Source organism: Winogradskyella psychrotolerans (assembly GCF_018860565.1).
Lineage (GTDB): Bacteria > Bacteroidota > Bacteroidia > Flavobacteriales > Flavobacteriaceae > Winogradskyella > Winogradskyella damuponensis.
This window is the reverse complement of record NZ_JAHKPS010000028.1, coordinates 53,961-70,479: the sequence shown is the minus strand read 5'-3', so window position 1 is coordinate 70,479 and position 16,519 is coordinate 53,961. Positions and strand designations below refer to the sequence as shown.

At 33.8% G+C, this 16,519-nt stretch carries 10 protein-coding genes and 1 tRNA gene; 6 read left to right on the top strand and 5 right to left on the bottom strand.

The genetic code is table 11. The annotated features are described in order from the left end of the window. Positions 1-4: 4 nt before the first annotated feature. Both KO504_RS14120 and KO504_RS14115 read right to left on the bottom strand, forming a co-directional pair. A complete protein-coding gene (locus KO504_RS14120) occupies positions 5-1,675 on the bottom strand; it encodes an MFS transporter (protein ID WP_215927884.1) in 1,671 nt (556 codons plus the stop codon). A gap of 108 nt (positions 1,676-1,783) precedes the next feature. Continuing rightward, positions 1,784-4,717: a GH92 family glycosyl hydrolase gene (locus KO504_RS14115; RefSeq protein WP_215927883.1), complete on the bottom strand. Its 2,934-nt coding sequence runs from the start codon at positions 4,715-4,717 to the stop codon at positions 1,784-1,786. 185 nt (positions 4,718-4,902) lie between these two features. Here KO504_RS14115 and KO504_RS14110 point away from each other — a divergent pair, with 185 nt between their 5' ends. Continuing rightward, a complete protein-coding gene (locus KO504_RS14110) occupies positions 4,903-6,132 on the top strand; it encodes a metallophosphoesterase (protein ID WP_215927882.1) in 1,230 nt (409 codons plus the stop codon). 108 nt (positions 6,133-6,240) lie between these two features. Beyond that, positions 6,241-6,537, top strand: a complete 297-nt coding sequence (locus KO504_RS14105; protein WP_215927881.1) for a thioredoxin family protein — start codon at positions 6,241-6,243, stop codon at positions 6,535-6,537. Between the two features lie 37 nt (positions 6,538-6,574). On the opposite strand, the gene KO504_RS14100 is transcribed toward KO504_RS14105, so the two are convergent. Beyond that, entirely contained in the window at positions 6,575-7,243 is a 669-nt protein-coding gene (locus tag KO504_RS14100) for a polysaccharide deacetylase family protein (protein ID WP_215927880.1), read from the bottom strand. Positions 7,244-7,249: 6 nt separating this feature from the next. Continuing rightward, a complete protein-coding gene (locus KO504_RS14095) occupies positions 7,250-10,648 on the bottom strand; it encodes a glycosyltransferase family 117 protein (protein WP_215927879.1) in 3,399 nt (1,132 codons plus the stop codon). A gap of 151 nt (positions 10,649-10,799) precedes the next feature. Between KO504_RS14095 and KO504_RS14090 the strand changes: the two genes are divergently transcribed. Beyond that, positions 10,800-10,876, top strand: a tRNA-Gln gene (locus KO504_RS14090). 79 nt (positions 10,877-10,955) lie between these two features. Here the strand turns inward: KO504_RS14090 and KO504_RS14085 are convergent. After that, positions 10,956-11,780 (bottom strand): universal stress protein, encoded by an 825-nt coding sequence (locus KO504_RS14085; RefSeq protein ID WP_215927878.1) that lies wholly within the window; start codon positions 11,778-11,780, stop codon positions 10,956-10,958. Between the two features lie 154 nt (positions 11,781-11,934). On the opposite strand from KO504_RS14085, the gene rimP reads away from it, so the two are divergent. The 3 genes from rimP (at position 11,935) to infB (ending at position 16,515) form a co-directional block, all read left to right on the top strand. Continuing rightward, complete coding sequence (gene rimP / locus KO504_RS14080; protein WP_215927877.1) at positions 11,935-12,399, top strand: ribosome assembly cofactor RimP; 465 nt, start codon at positions 11,935-11,937, stop codon at positions 12,397-12,399. A 12-nt stretch (positions 12,400-12,411) separates the two neighbouring features. Next, the gene (nusA, locus tag KO504_RS14075; RefSeq protein WP_215927875.1) at positions 12,412-13,644 is read left to right on the top strand and encodes a transcription termination factor NusA; all 1,233 of its coding nucleotides are present in this window, start codon (positions 12,412-12,414) and stop codon (positions 13,642-13,644) included. Positions 13,645-13,731: 87 nt separating this feature from the next. Then, the gene (gene infB / locus KO504_RS14070; protein WP_215927873.1) at positions 13,732-16,515 is read left to right on the top strand and encodes a translation initiation factor IF-2; all 2,784 of its coding nucleotides are present in this window, start codon (positions 13,732-13,734) and stop codon (positions 16,513-16,515) included. Positions 16,516-16,519: the final 4 nt, after the last annotated feature.

The window sequence follows — 16,519 nt, the reverse complement described above, 5'->3', positions numbered from 1 at the left end:
TTCGTTAATATGTAACACCTTGTTTGTCTAAAACCGTTTTTGTTCTAAAGGCATAGAATAATAAATACCCAAAACAAGCTACAGCAATCCAGTATGAGGTTTGAATATTAAAGACGTCGGCCAATTTTCCTTGTACAGGAGGAATAATAGCACCACCTAAAATCATCATAATTAAAAAAGCTGAACCTTGAGAGGTGTATTTTCCTAAGCCAGCAATGCTTAGTGTAAAAATACAAGGCCACATAATTGAGCAAAATAAACCACCAGACAAGAAGGCAAATAAAGCAACATTACCTGAGGTAAAGAGACCAATTAGCATTCCTAACATTCCTAAAAGACTGAATATTTTTAAAGTTTGAACAGGATTGTCTTTTGCTAAAAAGAAACCTCCAATTTGAACCGCAATACAGATGGCAAAAAATAGAATTTCATTTGTTGTAAAACTGTATTTAACCAAATTAGCCAAAATGATTACAGCAAATGCCACATAAGGTACTATAATTAGAAGTGCTTTTTTTAACCCTTTACTTGGATTAAAAACAGTAACAGCACCAACCCATCGTCCAATCATTAGTCCGCCCCAATACATGGAAATATATTTTCCTAATTCCGAATCATTTAAGACAGGTAAACCTATAGTATTTAAGCCAGTGTTTTCTACACCTTGCTTTAAAAGTTCTCCAAGATTACTTCCTATGGTGACTTCTACACCAACATAAGTAAATATAGCTAGCATGCCTAAAACAAGTTGAGGGTATTTCATGGCTCCCCAACCATCCGGATTTTTAGAAGCACTAGAGTTTGCTATAAAAACAGTTGCTATTACTGCCAATAGTGCAATAAACAAAATGATTAATCTAGTGTGCTCTATGTCTTCAGTAGCAACAGCGTCTCCTGAGTACGTGCTAAAAATATAACCAAAACAACCGACGATAACTAAGGTTAAAATAATTAATAAGTTTCTAGCTTTATTAGCGGGTTCAAAAGCGGTTTCGGATTTAAGAGCTGGTAGTTTTTTTGAAAAATGAAATAGTGCTGCTGCAATTAAAAATAAAGCACCAACGCACATATATAAAACTTGTACGGTGACCAACGTAATGTCATTGGTGTTAATTTTTTCAGCTAATTGCTCAGTAGACCAAGAAGCAGAACCAAAAATAGCAAGGCTTACTACAATTGGGCCAATAGTTGTACCAAAGGAATTTATACCTCCTGTTAAATTTAAGCGATGTGAGCCTGTTTTTGGATCACCCAGTGCAACAGCAAACGGGTTTGCTGCAGTTTGTTGTAATGAAAATCCTAGTGCTACAATGAAAAAAGCGATAAGCACAAAATAGAATACCTCTGTTTGGCCTTGTTCTGCACCAGCAGTTGCAGGATACATTACAAAAGCTCCTATTGCAGATAACAGTAAGCCGTAAACAATACCATTTTTGTAACCCCAATTATTTAATATATCACGCTTTACAGCACTAGACATTACAAATAATGATAGCGCACCAATATAATAGGCACCATAAAAAGCAAAATCAACTAATTGCGATTGAAACTGGTCAATATTAAAATAGGTTTTGCAAAATGGAATAAAGACACTATTTGATGCTGCAATAAATCCCCAGAAAAAGAAAACCGTACATAGAGTTGCTAATGCTGATTTGTTATTTTGATTGTTCATTGTTATAAATGGTTAGTTAGTTTAAAGGTCTTGCTTAAATTGTGTTTTGTTGCTAATACAATCTTAAATGGTTAATTCTAATCGGATTTAAAAGTATTGAATGTTATGCTATTTTATTGAAATTTCATCCACAAAAATCCAACTTCGTCCATCCATAGGATAGCCAACATGCCATTTTGGTACTTTGCCAAGTTTTTTCGCAACGATTTTCACATATTTATATTTAGTTTTTGGAATTTTAAATTCAATTGTTTTAATGGCTATTGTACTATTCTTTTCAGCCGAATTTATAGTTTGTGGAGGCAAAGCTTTAAATGTTTTATTGTCTTTTGAAACAAAACACTGAACTTCCGTGGGGTAAAAAATCCAAGCATCCTGGTCTTGTAAAAAGTTAACTGCTATTAAATTAATAGGTTTCTCAGTGCCTAAATTAACAGTTGCAACCATATCTTTATCCTCATAACCTTGCCAGCTTCCAGTTCTATAATTTTTGGTACTTCTAATACCATCAATAAGTGCATCATTGCCTCCTGCGCTATATTGATTGGCATAATCACTTTTAAGAGTAATACTCAAATTAGGATCAATTTTGAAAAAAGAAGTGGTTAATACCGGACTTTTTAAATCTCCTTTTTCTGAATATAATTTCACATTCGTGTCTTTGGAAATGGTAAATGCAGTGGCATATAAATTGAATTCATTATCATCTAAAGCGTAATAAATTTTAGCATCGTTTTCAGAAGTAGACAAAACAACTTCAGTTGAATCTCTAAACGTAATATCTCCTTTTGCAATAAATGGTGACGGCAGAATAATATGATCTTTTATTTCTGTTTTAGGTACTGTGCCTTCTATTGTTCCCCAAGTTGAAGGTTGATTAGTCATATTGAATTCTAGAGAACCGCCAGAAACAATTGCCGTATGACTTATAAACGTTTCATTTAATGTTTTGCCATTGAGTTTAACGCTTTCAATATATTTATTTGAATCGCTGAGGTTATTGGCGATGATATTGAATTGTTTTCCGTCTTCAAGATTTAGGGTTGCTTTATCAAAAAGAGGTGTTCCAATGATGTACTCATTACTTCCTGGAGTTACGGAATAAAAACCCATGGAGCTCAACACATACCAAGCGCTCATTTGTCCGCAATCTTCATTTCCTGAAACTCCATCGGGATCATTATGATACAATTCCGTTAAAATCTGATGGGCTTTCTCTTGGGTTTTATGTGGCTTATTAACAAAATTATAGAGGTAAGCCATATGATGACTAGGTTCATTGCCATGTGCATATTGCCCAATTAAGCCTGTGATATCCGATTGGTGGCGTCCAGATATTTCTGTTTTGGCATTGAATAATTCATCAAGTTGTGCTTCCAGTTGATCTTTTCCTCCAAGTAATTCTATAAATCCTGAAATATCTTGAGGGACATAAAAACTGTATTGCCAAGCGTTGGCTTCGGTGTAATTAAAATTCACTTCGTAAGGATCAAAAGGAGTAAACCATGTGTTTTTAAAACGTCCTCGCATAAAGTTGGTTTCCGGATCAAATACATTTTTGTAGTATTGCGCACGCTGAATGTAAGTTTTGTAATCCTCTATTTTACCCATGGCTTTTGCCATTTGGGCAATGGTCCAATCGTCATAAGCGTATTCTAGTGTTTTAGATACAGATTCACTTTCTTCATCCACAGGAATAAATCCATATTTTTTATATGCTTCAAGTCCAAATTTATCTCTTGTTGCCGAATGTTTCATGGCTTCAAAAGCTTTTTCGGTATCGTAATCGCGCAAGCCTTTTAAATAGGCATCTGAAATGACTGGTACGGCATGATAACCAATCATACAATCTGTATAATTACCAGCTAAATCCCACATAGGCATAATGCCACCTTCGTCATATTTTGCTAAAAAGGTTTTGATAAAATCATTGGTGCGGTCTTGTTCTATAATGGTGTAAAGCGGATGTGCTGCTCGGTAAGTATCCCAAAGTGAAAATACCGAGTAATAATTAAAATTGGTTGTCTTATGAATCTCTAAATCCATGCCTCTATAACGGCCATCCACATCTTGATACAATTGTGGTGCTAGCATAGTATGGTATAATGCTGTATAAAAATTGGTCTTTTTATCTAAATCGTTGCTTTCAATAACTATTTTTTCAAGTTGCGATTCCCAAATCTGTTGGGCTTCTTGTTTAACGGTTTCAAAATCTTTGTTTAAAACTTCGGCTTCTAGATTTTTACGTGCACCATCTATATCAACGGCTGAAATGCCAACTTTCATATAAACAGGCTCGTTGTTTGGGTTTATAAATTTTAAAGCAGATCGTCTGGCTCCTGGTATTCCTGTTTCTGGTGGTGATTGTAACACATCATTAAACGGGTGCGATGTTTTTATAATAAAGTATAAACGTTGATCTTTTGCCCAAGCTTCAGAATGACGATAACCAACAATTTCAGTGTCTGAAACTTTTTCAATCTTAGCATCTAAAACCTTATCACGATGTACTAAATCTAAAATCACATATTGATTTTTAGAACTTGGAAATTCGTATTTATGAACACCACTTCGTTGTGCAACGGTAAGTTCTACATTAATATTTGTAGCATCTAAATGGACTTTATAATAGCCAGGTTCTGCAAATTCATTATCATGACTGAAATGTGCACGATAGCCTTTTTTGCCATCAGCTCCATTATTAAAATTGATTTCGTTTGTTGGCATTAAAAGCACATCTCCATAGTCGCTAATGCCTGTGCCGCTTAAATGTGTGTGTGAAAATCCATAGATGTAACGGTCTGTATAATGATAGCCCGAACAACCATCCCAACCGTCTAAGCGTGTATCAGGACTTAACTGCATCATCCCAAAGGGCAGTGTGGCTCCAGGATAAGTGTGTCCGTGACCACCTGTGCCAATAAAGGTATTAACGTAGTGGGTTAATGATTGGTCTTTTTGAGCTTCGGTAATTGAAGTTGAGGTATTACAACTTATAAGAAGTGTTAGCGCAATTACAATAGCGGTTTGTTTAAAATTCATCAAAAAGACAATTAATTATAATGCATCTAATATAGTAAAATGAAATTAAGACTGTTTTTAAGGGGAGTCCTTTTTGTCTGGTTTCTATTTTGACGTTGTGAGTATTAAGCTTGAAAAATCTTTAACACTTTCATAAGATAGGTCGCTTGTTATAAGCTTTAAATTTGTAAACTCAAAAAAACAAGATGATTCGCTGGATACTATTTGCTATTTTATTTATAATTCTAACGGTTTATGGTTTTCAAGCCATAAGAACTGTAACTAAACAAACTTGGATATACTATGTATTCTTTGGTATAGCTATCGTTATTGTGGGAAATTTTATTTTTCAATTTACATCTGGTAATGAAGGGCGTGTACTGACACCTGCCAAAAGTTACGCATTTGGGTTTTTACTAACATTTCTAGCTTTTAATTTGGTGTTAGTCCCAATTTTAATTGGAGAAGATATTATAAGAGGAGCAATTGGTCTGTACCAAAAGGCCATGACTCAGAAAGAGGCGTTCTATTTTCCATCACGCAGAAAATTTATTAGTCAGGTTGCTATAGGCTTGGCTGCTATTCCGTTTTCATCTTTGCTTTACGGCATGTATAAAGGCAAATATAATTTTAGAGTTCTTAATTATACGCTTCATTTTGAGGATTTACCAGAGGCCTTTGATGGGTATAGAATAACTCAGATAAGTGACATACATTCGGGTAGTTTTGATAACAGAGAAAAAATTGAGTATGCCGTAGATTTAATTAATGAGCAAGAATCTGATATTTTGTTATTTACAGGGGATATGGTAAATAATAAAGCGTCTGAAATGTTACCTTGGAAGGATACTTTTGGAAAATTAAGAGCTAAGGATGGATTGTATTCTGTTTTAGGAAATCATGATTATGGAGATTATGTAGATTGGAGTTCTGCTGCTGCTAAAAAGCAAAATTTAGAAGATTTAAAAACCCTTCAGAAAGAAATAGGCTTCGATTTGTTATTAAATGAAAACCGATTTCTTGAAAAAGAAGGTCAGCGTATTGCTTTAATCGGTGTTGAAAATTGGGGTATAGGAGGTTTTAAGCAAGCTGGAGATTTAAAGAAAGCTTCTGAGCAAGTTCATAAAGATGATTTTAAGATACTAATGAGTCATGATCCTAGTCATTGGGATAAAGTTGTGGTTAATGATTCGTATCATTATCATTTAACTTTAAGTGGCCATACACATGGTATGCAATTTGGAATTGAGATTCCTGGCTGGATAAAATGGAGTCCTGCAAAATGGCGTTACAAGCAATGGGCTGGAATTTACACAGAACTAGGCCAGCACATCAATGTAAATAGAGGTTTTGGTTATTTAGGATATCCTGGGCGTGTTGGAATTTGGCCAGAAATCACTGTAATTGAGCTCAAAAGAGGAACGAAAAGTGCATAATTGTAAAGAATTGCTTATTTTTATGATATGAGTACCTAACTCACGGATATAAATTACTAGGTTTTTGTGAGTTTGAAGTACTTGTATATTTGACTAAAACTAAAACGTATGTCAAAATTTGGGGAATTAATAGATGTTGAAATTCCAGTACTTCTGGATTTTTATACTGAAGCGAATGATCAATCTGTAGCTATGCATTCTGTGCTTAGAGATGTTGCAGCTTCATTAGGTGATAAAGCTAAAGTTATAAAAATTGATGTCGGTAAAAATAAAGAACTTGCAGAAGCATTGCGTGTTAAAGGTCTACCAACATTAATCATTTATAAAGATGGAGAAATGAAATGGCGTCATAGTGGCAAACAAGACGCTAATACGTTGATTAATATTGTTCAAGAGTATGTTTAGGTGATTTTGATAAAGGTTTACAAAAACCTATCAAGTATTATATTATACTCTTAAATTTATAACCCTTTTTGCTGTAATATTCTAAAACCTTAGGGAGTACATATTTTAAATTACGTGATGCTTTTATACTATCATGAAGCACAATAATACTTCCCTCTTTGGCTGCTGATGTTATATTTTTAAGGCAAGTTTCTTTTGATACAGATTTATCCCAATCGTAAGATAAAATATCCCACATCACGATTTTGTATCCTAATTTCAACAATTTTTTACTTTGTTTATTTTTAAACTTACCATAAGGTGGTCTAAATAGTTTTGATGACGGTCTATTGTTATCCGTTAAAAATTTTGAATTCTGAATTTGAAACTGAATAACGGAGTCGGTAAGTTCAACATTCCCAATATACATTTTCGTTTTCGTTTTCCAACCTTTTAAATGGTTGTAAGTATGATTACCAATTGAATGTCCTTCTTTAATTATATTTTGAAAAATTTCAATATTTGCCTCAATATTACTACCAATGCAAAAAAATGTTGCTTTTGCATTGTAATCTTTTAAAGTTTGAAGCACCCAATCTGTAATTTCAGGAGTTGGGCCATCATCAAAGGTTAAAAAGAGTTCTTTTTTAGTTGTATCAATATTCCAAATAAAATTTGGAAATAAAGCTTTCACAAACCCTGGTATTTTAGCTGGAATAATTTTCATTAGAGTTTAATTCTCTGGTGCTATTCTTTCAATAGTGTCTTTAATGGTACTTTGTATATCAATATCGTTTGGTACTTCAGGTAGCTCTTCGTCACTATAACGATTCATAAGTTCGTCAAACAAGCTTAAATAGCTATTAAACGTTTTGGTTTCCTGTAATGCAAAATCTTTATCGTTATATATAACTAGAATATCAATTAAGGCTCTGTAACGTTGTATATCTATATAAATATCTTCGCCAACCATAAATTCTTGGTCTTCTATATCTAAGCTGCTATAGTATACCAAGTTTTCTTGGTATTTTTTTGCGACATCTTTGTAAAGGGCACGTCCTTTTTCTACGTTTCCTATTTCATAATACGCACTCACATAAGGCTCTAATAAAGAATAGAAACCAAATTTATCTACAGGCATTTTTTCCATAGCGATGTCTGCAATTTCTTCGGCTTTATCTAATTTATCTTCATTAATTAACTGTTCTATTAGTCGAGCTAAATTGCCTCTATAGGTAATTCCATTTCTTCTGGTTTCAATATCGTAATAGAGGTCTTCTCCACTGCCTCCCCATTTCCAGTTTTTCACCATGTCGTACATAAGGTCTGGATCTACACGTCCCATTTCATAAGGATTAGCTCTGTCTACAGGTGTTTTAATAGGTACTAATTTATAACACATACCATCGAGCTGTAAATAATCTTTTAGCCAAATATAATCCTCGGCTCCAAAAGCACCACCAGTAAAGTAAATTGGACGTTCCCAATTATTGTTGGCAATAATGTCTAACATTAATAGATTGTTTTTATAAATGTAGCTAGAGCTAATTTCAGTAAAAAGATTGTCTTCTATTTTGTCAGCATCTTTCGGTTTTACAATTCCTTTTTTAAGAACCATGTCTTTATTTACAGGAATGCTTATATAGCGTGATGGGTAATAATTAGAATTTAATAAGTGTTTTGGATATTGATCTGGGTCTTCACCTTGTCTTTCAATTACATATTTGAGTTTGGTACTTGGCTTTTCACTAGATACAAAATCCATAAAGTCCTTAATAGGTAATGTGTCCTTGGTAATTTCTCTTCTAATAATAACATCTCTTGTGGCTCCTCGATATTGATTGTGAGTAAGCTGTGAAGGAATAGGGTCACTCTCGTAAGCCTTGCGTTTCATTTGGTCAATGTACCAATCTGTTTGAAATAAACTGGTGTTTATTACACGTACATCTCTACGTACTCCTTCAATTTCTTGTAGATACCACAATGGGAATGTATCGTTGTCTCCAATGGTAAATAGAATTGCATTAGGTGCACAGGACTCTAGATATTTACGAGCCATAGAATTTGTGGTGTACTTACCAGAACGATCGTGGTCGTCCCAATTATTCGCTGCTAAGACACCTGGCACAATAATAAGACAAGCTAAAGTAATAACAGGAGCTAAAAATTTTGTTTTTATACTTGATTGTAAAAGATCGTAGATGGCGTAAACTCCAAAACCAATCCAGATAGCAAAAACATAAAAAGAGCCTACAACAGAATAATCACGTTCTCTAGGTTCAAATGGTCTTATATTGGTGTAAAACTGAATGGCTAAGCCTGTTAGCAAAAAGAAGACTACTAATACCCAAAAACGTTTCAAATCAGAATACATTAAGAAAAAGAAGCCTACTAAACCTAATAGTAGTGGTAAGAAGTAATAGGTGTTTCTAGCTTTGTTTTCTAGAACGTCTGTTGGTAAATTATCTTGAGATAGCCCTAAATGCCACGAGTCTATAAAGTTTATACCAGAAATCCAATTTCCGTTTTTATGTGTGTACCGTCCTTGAATGTCGTCTTGTCGTCCTGTGAAATTCCACATAAAATAACGCCAGTACATGTAGCCAAATTGGTATTGAAACATATACATGATGTTATCTACAAATGATGGTTTTTCAACAATTAAATATTGCTGACCGTAGTTTCTTAAAAACTGATTATAACCTTCATAATCAATTTCTCCTTCGGCAACACGTCTCTTAAAATCATAAACAAGCTGGTCAAATTGTTGTTTTTCTCCTAAAGCATATTGTGACGCTTGGTCTTCGGTTAAACCTGCATTCATTGCTTCGTTGTAGGCGCGTACTTGTAGGTTAGGATCAACTCTAAAGTCAATTAAACCTGTAAACATCATATAATTTTCGGCATGTTCAGCACTCCACATTCTTGGAAGAATTGAAGCATGCTCATGATTGTAGTTTTGTTTGCTTTTTTCCCAATCGTTAATAATGACGTATTTTCCAGCTTCATCATCACGCTCATAATTCTTTTTGTCGTCTACAAAAGGTTCGTCTTTATCTGCACCAGAATAGGATTCTGTAAACTGTGGTCCATAAAATAAATGGGTTTCAGGATATTGTTCTAAGTTGTAATAAGCTAAAAGCTCTCTAGCATCTGAAGGGTTGTTTTCGTTAATAACAACCTGCGCATTCGCACGAATTGGAAGCATCATCCAAGACGAGAATCCTATAAAGATGAACATTAGGCATAGTACTAATGTGTTAGCGTGTTTCAACTCTTTCTTACGCGTATAATTCAGCCCAAAATAAAATAAAGCGATAACCATTAATCCAGTAATAATAGTTCCTGAATTAAATGGTAAACCGATAGAGTTTACAAAAAAGACTTCTAAGTATCCAAAAAGTTTTAATGTTGAAGGCAGTAGTAACTTAAATATAAAAAGCAGAATTGCAGCGGAAGCAATGTTTGCTATGATGAAGTTTTTAATGGTAATGGTTTTATAATTCTTAAAGTAATACAGAAGACCTATAGCAGGAATTGTTAAGAGTCCCATAAAGTGAACTCCAAAAGATAGTCCAATGACAAAGGCTATTAAGATTAACCAACGGTTGCCTCGTGGCTTGTTCATATCTTGTTCCCAACGTAAGCCTAAATAAAATAAAATGGCCATGATTAACGTTGCCATGGCATAAACTTCGGTTTCAACAGCGTTAAACCAAAACGAATCTGTAAAAGTAAAAGCTAAACTTCCAACTAAAGCACTTCCTAAAATGGCATATGCTTTACCTGAGTTTTTGTCTTCATTGTACTTTGTAAGTTTTACAAGCAAAAGACTAATGGTCCAAAACATAAAAAGAATGGTAAATGCACTTGCAACACCACTCATCATGTTCATTATAGCGCCAATCTGTGAAGGTTCTAAAGCAAACATGGAGAAAAAAGCTCCAAACATTTGAAATAACGGTGCTCCCGGTGGATGTCCTACTTGTAACTTAGATGAAGTTAAAATATACTCGCCAGCATCCCAAAAACTCACTGTTGGTTCAATAGTAAGCCCGTAAACTACAACTGCTACTGTAAAAACAAACCATCCTAAAATGTTGTTCCACTTTTTAAAGTTAAAATCTGTCATGAAAACCTTGATTATTAATGCTGGCGAATTTACTAATTATTACCTAAATGGCTACATTTTTAAGTTAACGTTAAGTATTTTTAAAATTTTTATTGTTTTTTTTTGTCTAAGTGAAACTTTGTTTTAAATTTGCACCCTCAAAATGAGAGATTGGCCTATGGTGTAACTGGCTAACACATCTGTTTTTGGTACAGAAGAGTCTAGGTTCGAAACCTAGTAGGCCAACCAAAAGAAAAATCCTAATCAGTAATTGATTAGGATTTTTTAATTTTAGAATATTAGTTAATTTTAGATTTAGTCTAATTTTTTATATTTTAAAAGTAATTACAGGGCGTTTTGCGTGGTTTACTAAATCTTCGCTAATACTGCCATTAAAGAAATGCGCAATACCTTGTCTGCCATGCGTACTAATGCCAATAAGATCTGCATTTATATCTTTAGAAACATTTAAAATACCTTGTTCTACAGAATTATCATTGTGAATAGTGATGGTGTAATTATCAAAAGTCTCGCCTGAAATAAAATCTTCAATTCTAGATTTAGCTTCATACGATGTCATAAAATTACCAGAGGTAATAACGAGTAATAAATGAATTTTAGAGCCAAAAGCTTTAGCAAATTTTACGGCCTGTTTGTACGTTTCTTTATTATCATTTTTAAAGTCTGAAGCAAAAACAAAATCAGATACATCAAAAGAGTCGTGCTTATTTTTAATTACTAAAACAGGAACATCAGAAGTTCTTACAACTTTTTCGGCATTAGATCCAACAAACATTTCTTTAAGGCCTGTAGCTCCATGAGAGCCCATGACAATAAAATCGATATCAAATTCTTTACAAGAATCTTTAATTTCATTAAATGTAATGTCAGCTTTTACGGTTTCATGTACTGTAAGACCTTGTAAGTAGTCTGAAGCCATAAGATTTTCAAATCTTTTTTGTGCCAATTTCATAAAAAACAAGGTTTCGGGAATGTCACTCTGTGCATTTCCTTGATCGGTTTGCTGCGTTGGAATTTCCATCATGTGCAGTAAATAGATTTCGGCATTATGAGATTTAGCAAGCATTGCTGCTACTTTTAATGCATTTTCAGCTTGTTCAGAAAAATCTGTAGGAACTAATATTTTATTCATTATTTGTTGTATTTATTTAGTTCCTTAAATCTAAGAAAATTATTCCACATAGCATAGCTTGGATAAATTAATATAAATGTCGTATATTTGCACCGTTGTTTACTAAAAATAAATAAGCGAGAGGACGAAAAGTCCTCTCTTTTTATATCAAATAATGTTTAAGAAAATAGTAGAAGACTTATTACAAAAGGCGTTAAACGAGAGACAAGACCTCTTCTTAATAGATTTTTCTTTGTCTGGAGATAACGTTATTAAAATTGTAATAGATGGTGATAATGGCGTCTTAGTAGAAGATTGTATGTTTATAAGTCGAGCAATTGAACACAATGTAGATAGAGAAGAACACGATTTTTCTTTAGAAGTTTTATCTTCGGGTGCGACAACTCCTTTAGTTTTGCCTAGACAGTATAATAAGCATATTGGTAGAAATTTGGAGGTAAAGACTTTAGATCATCAAAATTTAGAAGGTGAACTAACAGAGGTAAATGATGATGGAGTGGTTCTAAGCTGGAAAGCAAGAGAACCAAAGCCTGTTGGAAAAGGAAAAGTAACAGTAGCTAAACAAGCTAATGTAGCTTTTGATAATATTAAAGAAGCAAAAGTTAAAATAAAATTTTAATTCATATCAATTATGGAAAATGTAGCGTTAATTGAGTCATTTTCAGAATTTAAGGACGACAAATTAATAGATAGAGTTACGCTAATGGCAATTCTTGAAGATGTATTACGTAATGCATTGAAGAAGAAGTATGGTGATGACGATAACTTTGATATCATAATAAACCCAGATAAAGGAGATTTAGAAATTTGGAGAAACCGAATCGTTGTTGCAGATGGTGAAGTTGAAGAACCAAATCAAGAAATTGAATTATCTGAAGCGCAAAAAATAGAGCCAGATTTTGAAGTTGGTGAAGACGTTGCAGAAGAAGTAAAGTTAATTGATCTTGGAAGACGTTCTATCTTAGCATTAAGACAGAACTTAATTTCTAAGATTCATGAACATGATAATACAAATATCTACAAGCACTTTAAAGAGCTTGAAGGTGAGATTTATACAGCAGAAGTACATCACATTCGTCACAGAGCAATTATTTTGTTAGACGATGATGGTAATGAGATTATACTTCCAAAAGACAAACAAATTCCTTCAGATTTCTTCAGAAAAGGAGAAAATGTAAGAGGAATTATTGAAAGTGTTGAATTAAAAGGAAGCAAGCCAGCAATTGTGATGTCTAGAACATCACCAGTATTTCTTGAGAAATTATTTGAACAGGAAATACCAGAAGTTTTTGATGGTTTAATTACAGTTAAAAAAGTAGTACGTATTCCAGGAGAAAAAGCAAAAGTTGCAGTAGATTCTTACGATGATAGAATCGATCCAGTTGGAGCTTGTGTTGGTATGAAAGGTTCTAGAATTCACGGTATTGTACGTGAGTTAGGAAACGAGAATATCGATGTAATTAATTATACAAACAATGTTCAGCTTTTTGTAACAAGAGCATTGAGCCCAGCAAGAGTAACGTCTTTAAAATTAGACGAAGAAAATATGCGTGCTGAGGTGTTATTAAAACCAGAAGAGGTTTCAAAAGCTATTGGTAGAGGTGGTCACAACATTCGTTTGGCTGGTCAACTAACGGGTTATGAGATTGACGTATTTAGAGAAGGTGCAGAAGAAGATGTAGAATTAAAAGAATTCTCTGATGAAATTGAAGGTTGGGTAATTTCTGAATTTAGCAAAGCTGGCTTAGATACTGCAAAAAGTATTTTAGAGCAAGATGTTGTTGATTTAGTGAAGCGTACAGATTTAGAAGAAGAAACAATCTTAGACGTCATTAGGATTCTAAGAGAGGAATTTGAAGAATAATATCAGATTAATTTTAAAATGATTTTTATTATTTCATTTTGAAGTTATATTGGTATAACATATATTTAAGTATTTTACAGGCAGTTTATGGCTCAAACAACAAGATTAAATAAAGTATTAAGGGAATTAAATATCTCAATAGATCGTGCAGTGGATTTTTTAGAATCCAAAGGTATCGAGATTGAGAAAAGCCCTAATACTAAAATTTCGCAAGAAGTTTATAACACGCTTTCTGATGAATTTCAGACAGATGCATCTAAACGTGAAAAAGCTCAAGAGGTTAGTGAAGCAAAACTTAAAGAAAAAGAAGAGCTTCGTGAACAGCGAGAACGCGAAATTGAAGAAAAGCAAAAGCAAAAGGCAGAAAGAGAATCTGTAGTTAAGGCTAAAGCTGAGTTAAGTGGCCCAAAACAAGTTGGTAAAATTGACTTAGATAAAAAGCCGAAATCTAAAAAAGAAGAGGCTCCTAAAGCACTTGAAGTTAAGGAAACTCCTAAGGTTGAAAAACCAGTCAAAAAAGAGGAAAAACCTAAGGTTGAGGTCAAAAAAGTAGAAAAGCCTGAAGAACCTCAAAAGAAAGAAGAGGTTAAGAAAGTAGAAAAGGTTGAGAAAACTGAAAAAGTAGAGAAGGCCGAAACTAAAGAGGTTTCTACTAAAAAAGAAACTAAAAAAGAAGAGCCTAAAGTACCTTCTGAACCCGTTGAAGAAACTATTAAGACACAGTATAAGAAACTTACTGGTCCAGTTACCACAGGTAAAAAAATAGACCTTTCTCAATTCAACAAACCTAAAAAGAAAAAAGAAGACAATAAACCAGGAGCTTCTGGCGATGCTAATAAGCGTAAAAGACGTAGGATTAGTAAAGGCGGAAATGACTCAGGTGGAAAACCTAAGTTTGATAATAGAAGAGGAGGGCCAAAAGGACGTGGAGGAAATGCCAGACCAAAAATTGTTAAGGAAGAGCCTACAGAAGAAGATGTAAAAAAACAAATTAGAGAAACACTTGAGAAATTACAAGGTAAATCTAATAAAGGAAAAGGCGCTAAATACAGAAGAGATAAGAGAGATCAACACAGAGAACAAAGTGAAATTGATCAAGAAATCGCTGCAGCAGAAAGCAAAACAATAAAAGTTACTGAGTTTGTAACCGTTAGTGAAATTGCTACAATGATGGAAGTTGGAGTAACACAAGTTATTTCAGCATGTATGTCTCTTGGTATGATGGTAACCATGAACCAAAGGTTAGATGCAGAAACTTTAACTATAGTTGCAGAAGAATTTGGTTACGATGTAGAGTTTATTAAAGCTGATATTGAAGAATCAATAGAAGATGTTGTTGACGATCCTAAAGATTTATTACCTCGTGCACCAATTGTTACAGTAATGGGTCACGTAGATCATGGTAAAACATCATTATTAGACCATATACGTAAAGAAAATGTAATTGCTGGTGAATCCGGTGGAATTACACAGCACATTGGTGCATATGGTGTAGAACTAGAAAATGGACAAAAAATAGCATTTTTAGATACACCAGGTCACGAAGCTTTTACAGCGATGCGTGCTCGTGGTGCTCAAGTTACAGATATTGCTATTATTGTAGTTGCTGCAGATGATGCTATAATGCCTCAAACAAAAGAAGCGATTTCTCATGCACAAGCGGCAGGAGTACCAATCGTATTTGCAATTAATAAAATAGATAAACCAGATGCCAATCCTGAAAAAGTAAAAGAAGGATTAGCACAAATGAATCTCTTAGTAGAAGATTGGGGCGGAAAAATTCAATCACATGACATTTCTGCTAAAATGGGAACTGGTGTTAAAGAATTATTAGAAAAAGTATTGCTAGAAGCTGAATTACTAGAATTAAAAGCAAACCCTAATAAAGCGGCAAGCGGAACAGTAGTGGAAGCTTACTTAGATAAAGGTAGAGGATATGTGTCAACAATTTTAGTACAAGCAGGTACTTTAAAAGTTGGTGATTATGTTTTAGCCGGAAAGAATAGCGGTAAAGTAAAAGCTATGCAAGATGAGCGAGGCCACGATGTTAAGGAAGCAGGTCCTGCAACTCCAGTATCTATACTTGGTTTAGATGGTGCGCCTCAAGCAGGTGATAAGTTTAATGTCTTTGCAGATGAGCGTGAAGCAAAACAAATTGCAACTAAACGTACTCAGTTACAACGTGAGCAATCTGTTAGAACACAACGTCATATTACACTTGATGAGATTGGAAGACGTATTGCTCTTGGTGATTTCCAAGAACTTAATATAATTCTTAAAGGTGATGTAGATGGTTCTGTAGAAGCATTAACAGATTCATTCCAGAAATTATCTACTGAAGAAATTCAAGTAAACATTATACATAAAGGTGTTGGCGCTATTACAGAAAGTGATGTGTTATTAGCAACGGCTTCAGATGCAATTATTGTCGGATTTAATGTACGTCCTGTTGGAAATGCAAGAATGATTGCTGATAAGGAAGAAATTGATATCAGAACGTATTCTATTATTTATGCTGCAATTAACGATCTTAAAGATGCTATGGAAGGTATGTTATCCCCAGAGTTAAAAGAAGAGGTTACAGGTACTGCAGAAATTAGAGAAATATTTAAAGTTTCTAAGATTGGAAATATTGCAGGTTGTATGGTTATGAATGGCAAAATCTTTAGAAATTCTAACATAAGAATTATTAGAGACGGAGTCGTTGTTCATACAGGCACACTAGAAGCTTTAAAACGCTTTAAAGACGATGTTAGAGAGGTAGCTAAAGGTTATGATTGTGGTATGCAAATTAAAGGTTATAACGACATTGTAATTGGTGATGTTATTGAAGCATTCCAAGAAGTAGAAGTAAAGAAAAAGTTAAAGTAATAAC

Excerpts from the sequence above, each read along its gene's own strand:
- KO504_RS14120 (WP_215927884.1), bottom strand. The coding sequence starts at position 1,675 with ATGAACAATCAAAATAACAAATCAGCATTAGCAACTCTATGTACGGTT.
- KO504_RS14115 (WP_215927883.1), bottom strand. The coding sequence starts at position 4,717 with ATGAATTTTAAACAAACCGCTATTGTAATTGCGCTAACACTTCTTATA.
- KO504_RS14105 (WP_215927881.1), top strand. The coding sequence starts at position 6,241 with ATGTCAAAATTTGGGGAATTAATAGATGTTGAAATTCCAGTACTTCTG.
- rimP (WP_215927877.1), top strand. The coding sequence starts at position 11,935 with ATGTTTAAGAAAATAGTAGAAGACTTATTACAAAAGGCGTTAAACGAG.
- KO504_RS14095 (WP_215927879.1), bottom strand. The coding sequence starts at position 10,648 with ATGACAGATTTTAACTTTAAAAAGTGGAACAACATTTTAGGATGGTTT.
- KO504_RS14100 (WP_215927880.1), bottom strand. The coding sequence starts at position 7,243 with ATGAAAATTATTCCAGCTAAAATACCAGGGTTTGTGAAAGCTTTATTT.
- nusA (WP_215927875.1), top strand. The coding sequence starts at position 12,412 with ATGGAAAATGTAGCGTTAATTGAGTCATTTTCAGAATTTAAGGACGAC.
- KO504_RS14085 (WP_215927878.1), bottom strand. The coding sequence starts at position 11,780 with ATGAATAAAATATTAGTTCCTACAGATTTTTCTGAACAAGCTGAAAAT.
- infB (WP_215927873.1), top strand. The coding sequence starts at position 13,732 with ATGGCTCAAACAACAAGATTAAATAAAGTATTAAGGGAATTAAATATC.
- KO504_RS14110 (WP_215927882.1), top strand. The coding sequence starts at position 4,903 with ATGATTCGCTGGATACTATTTGCTATTTTATTTATAATTCTAACGGTT.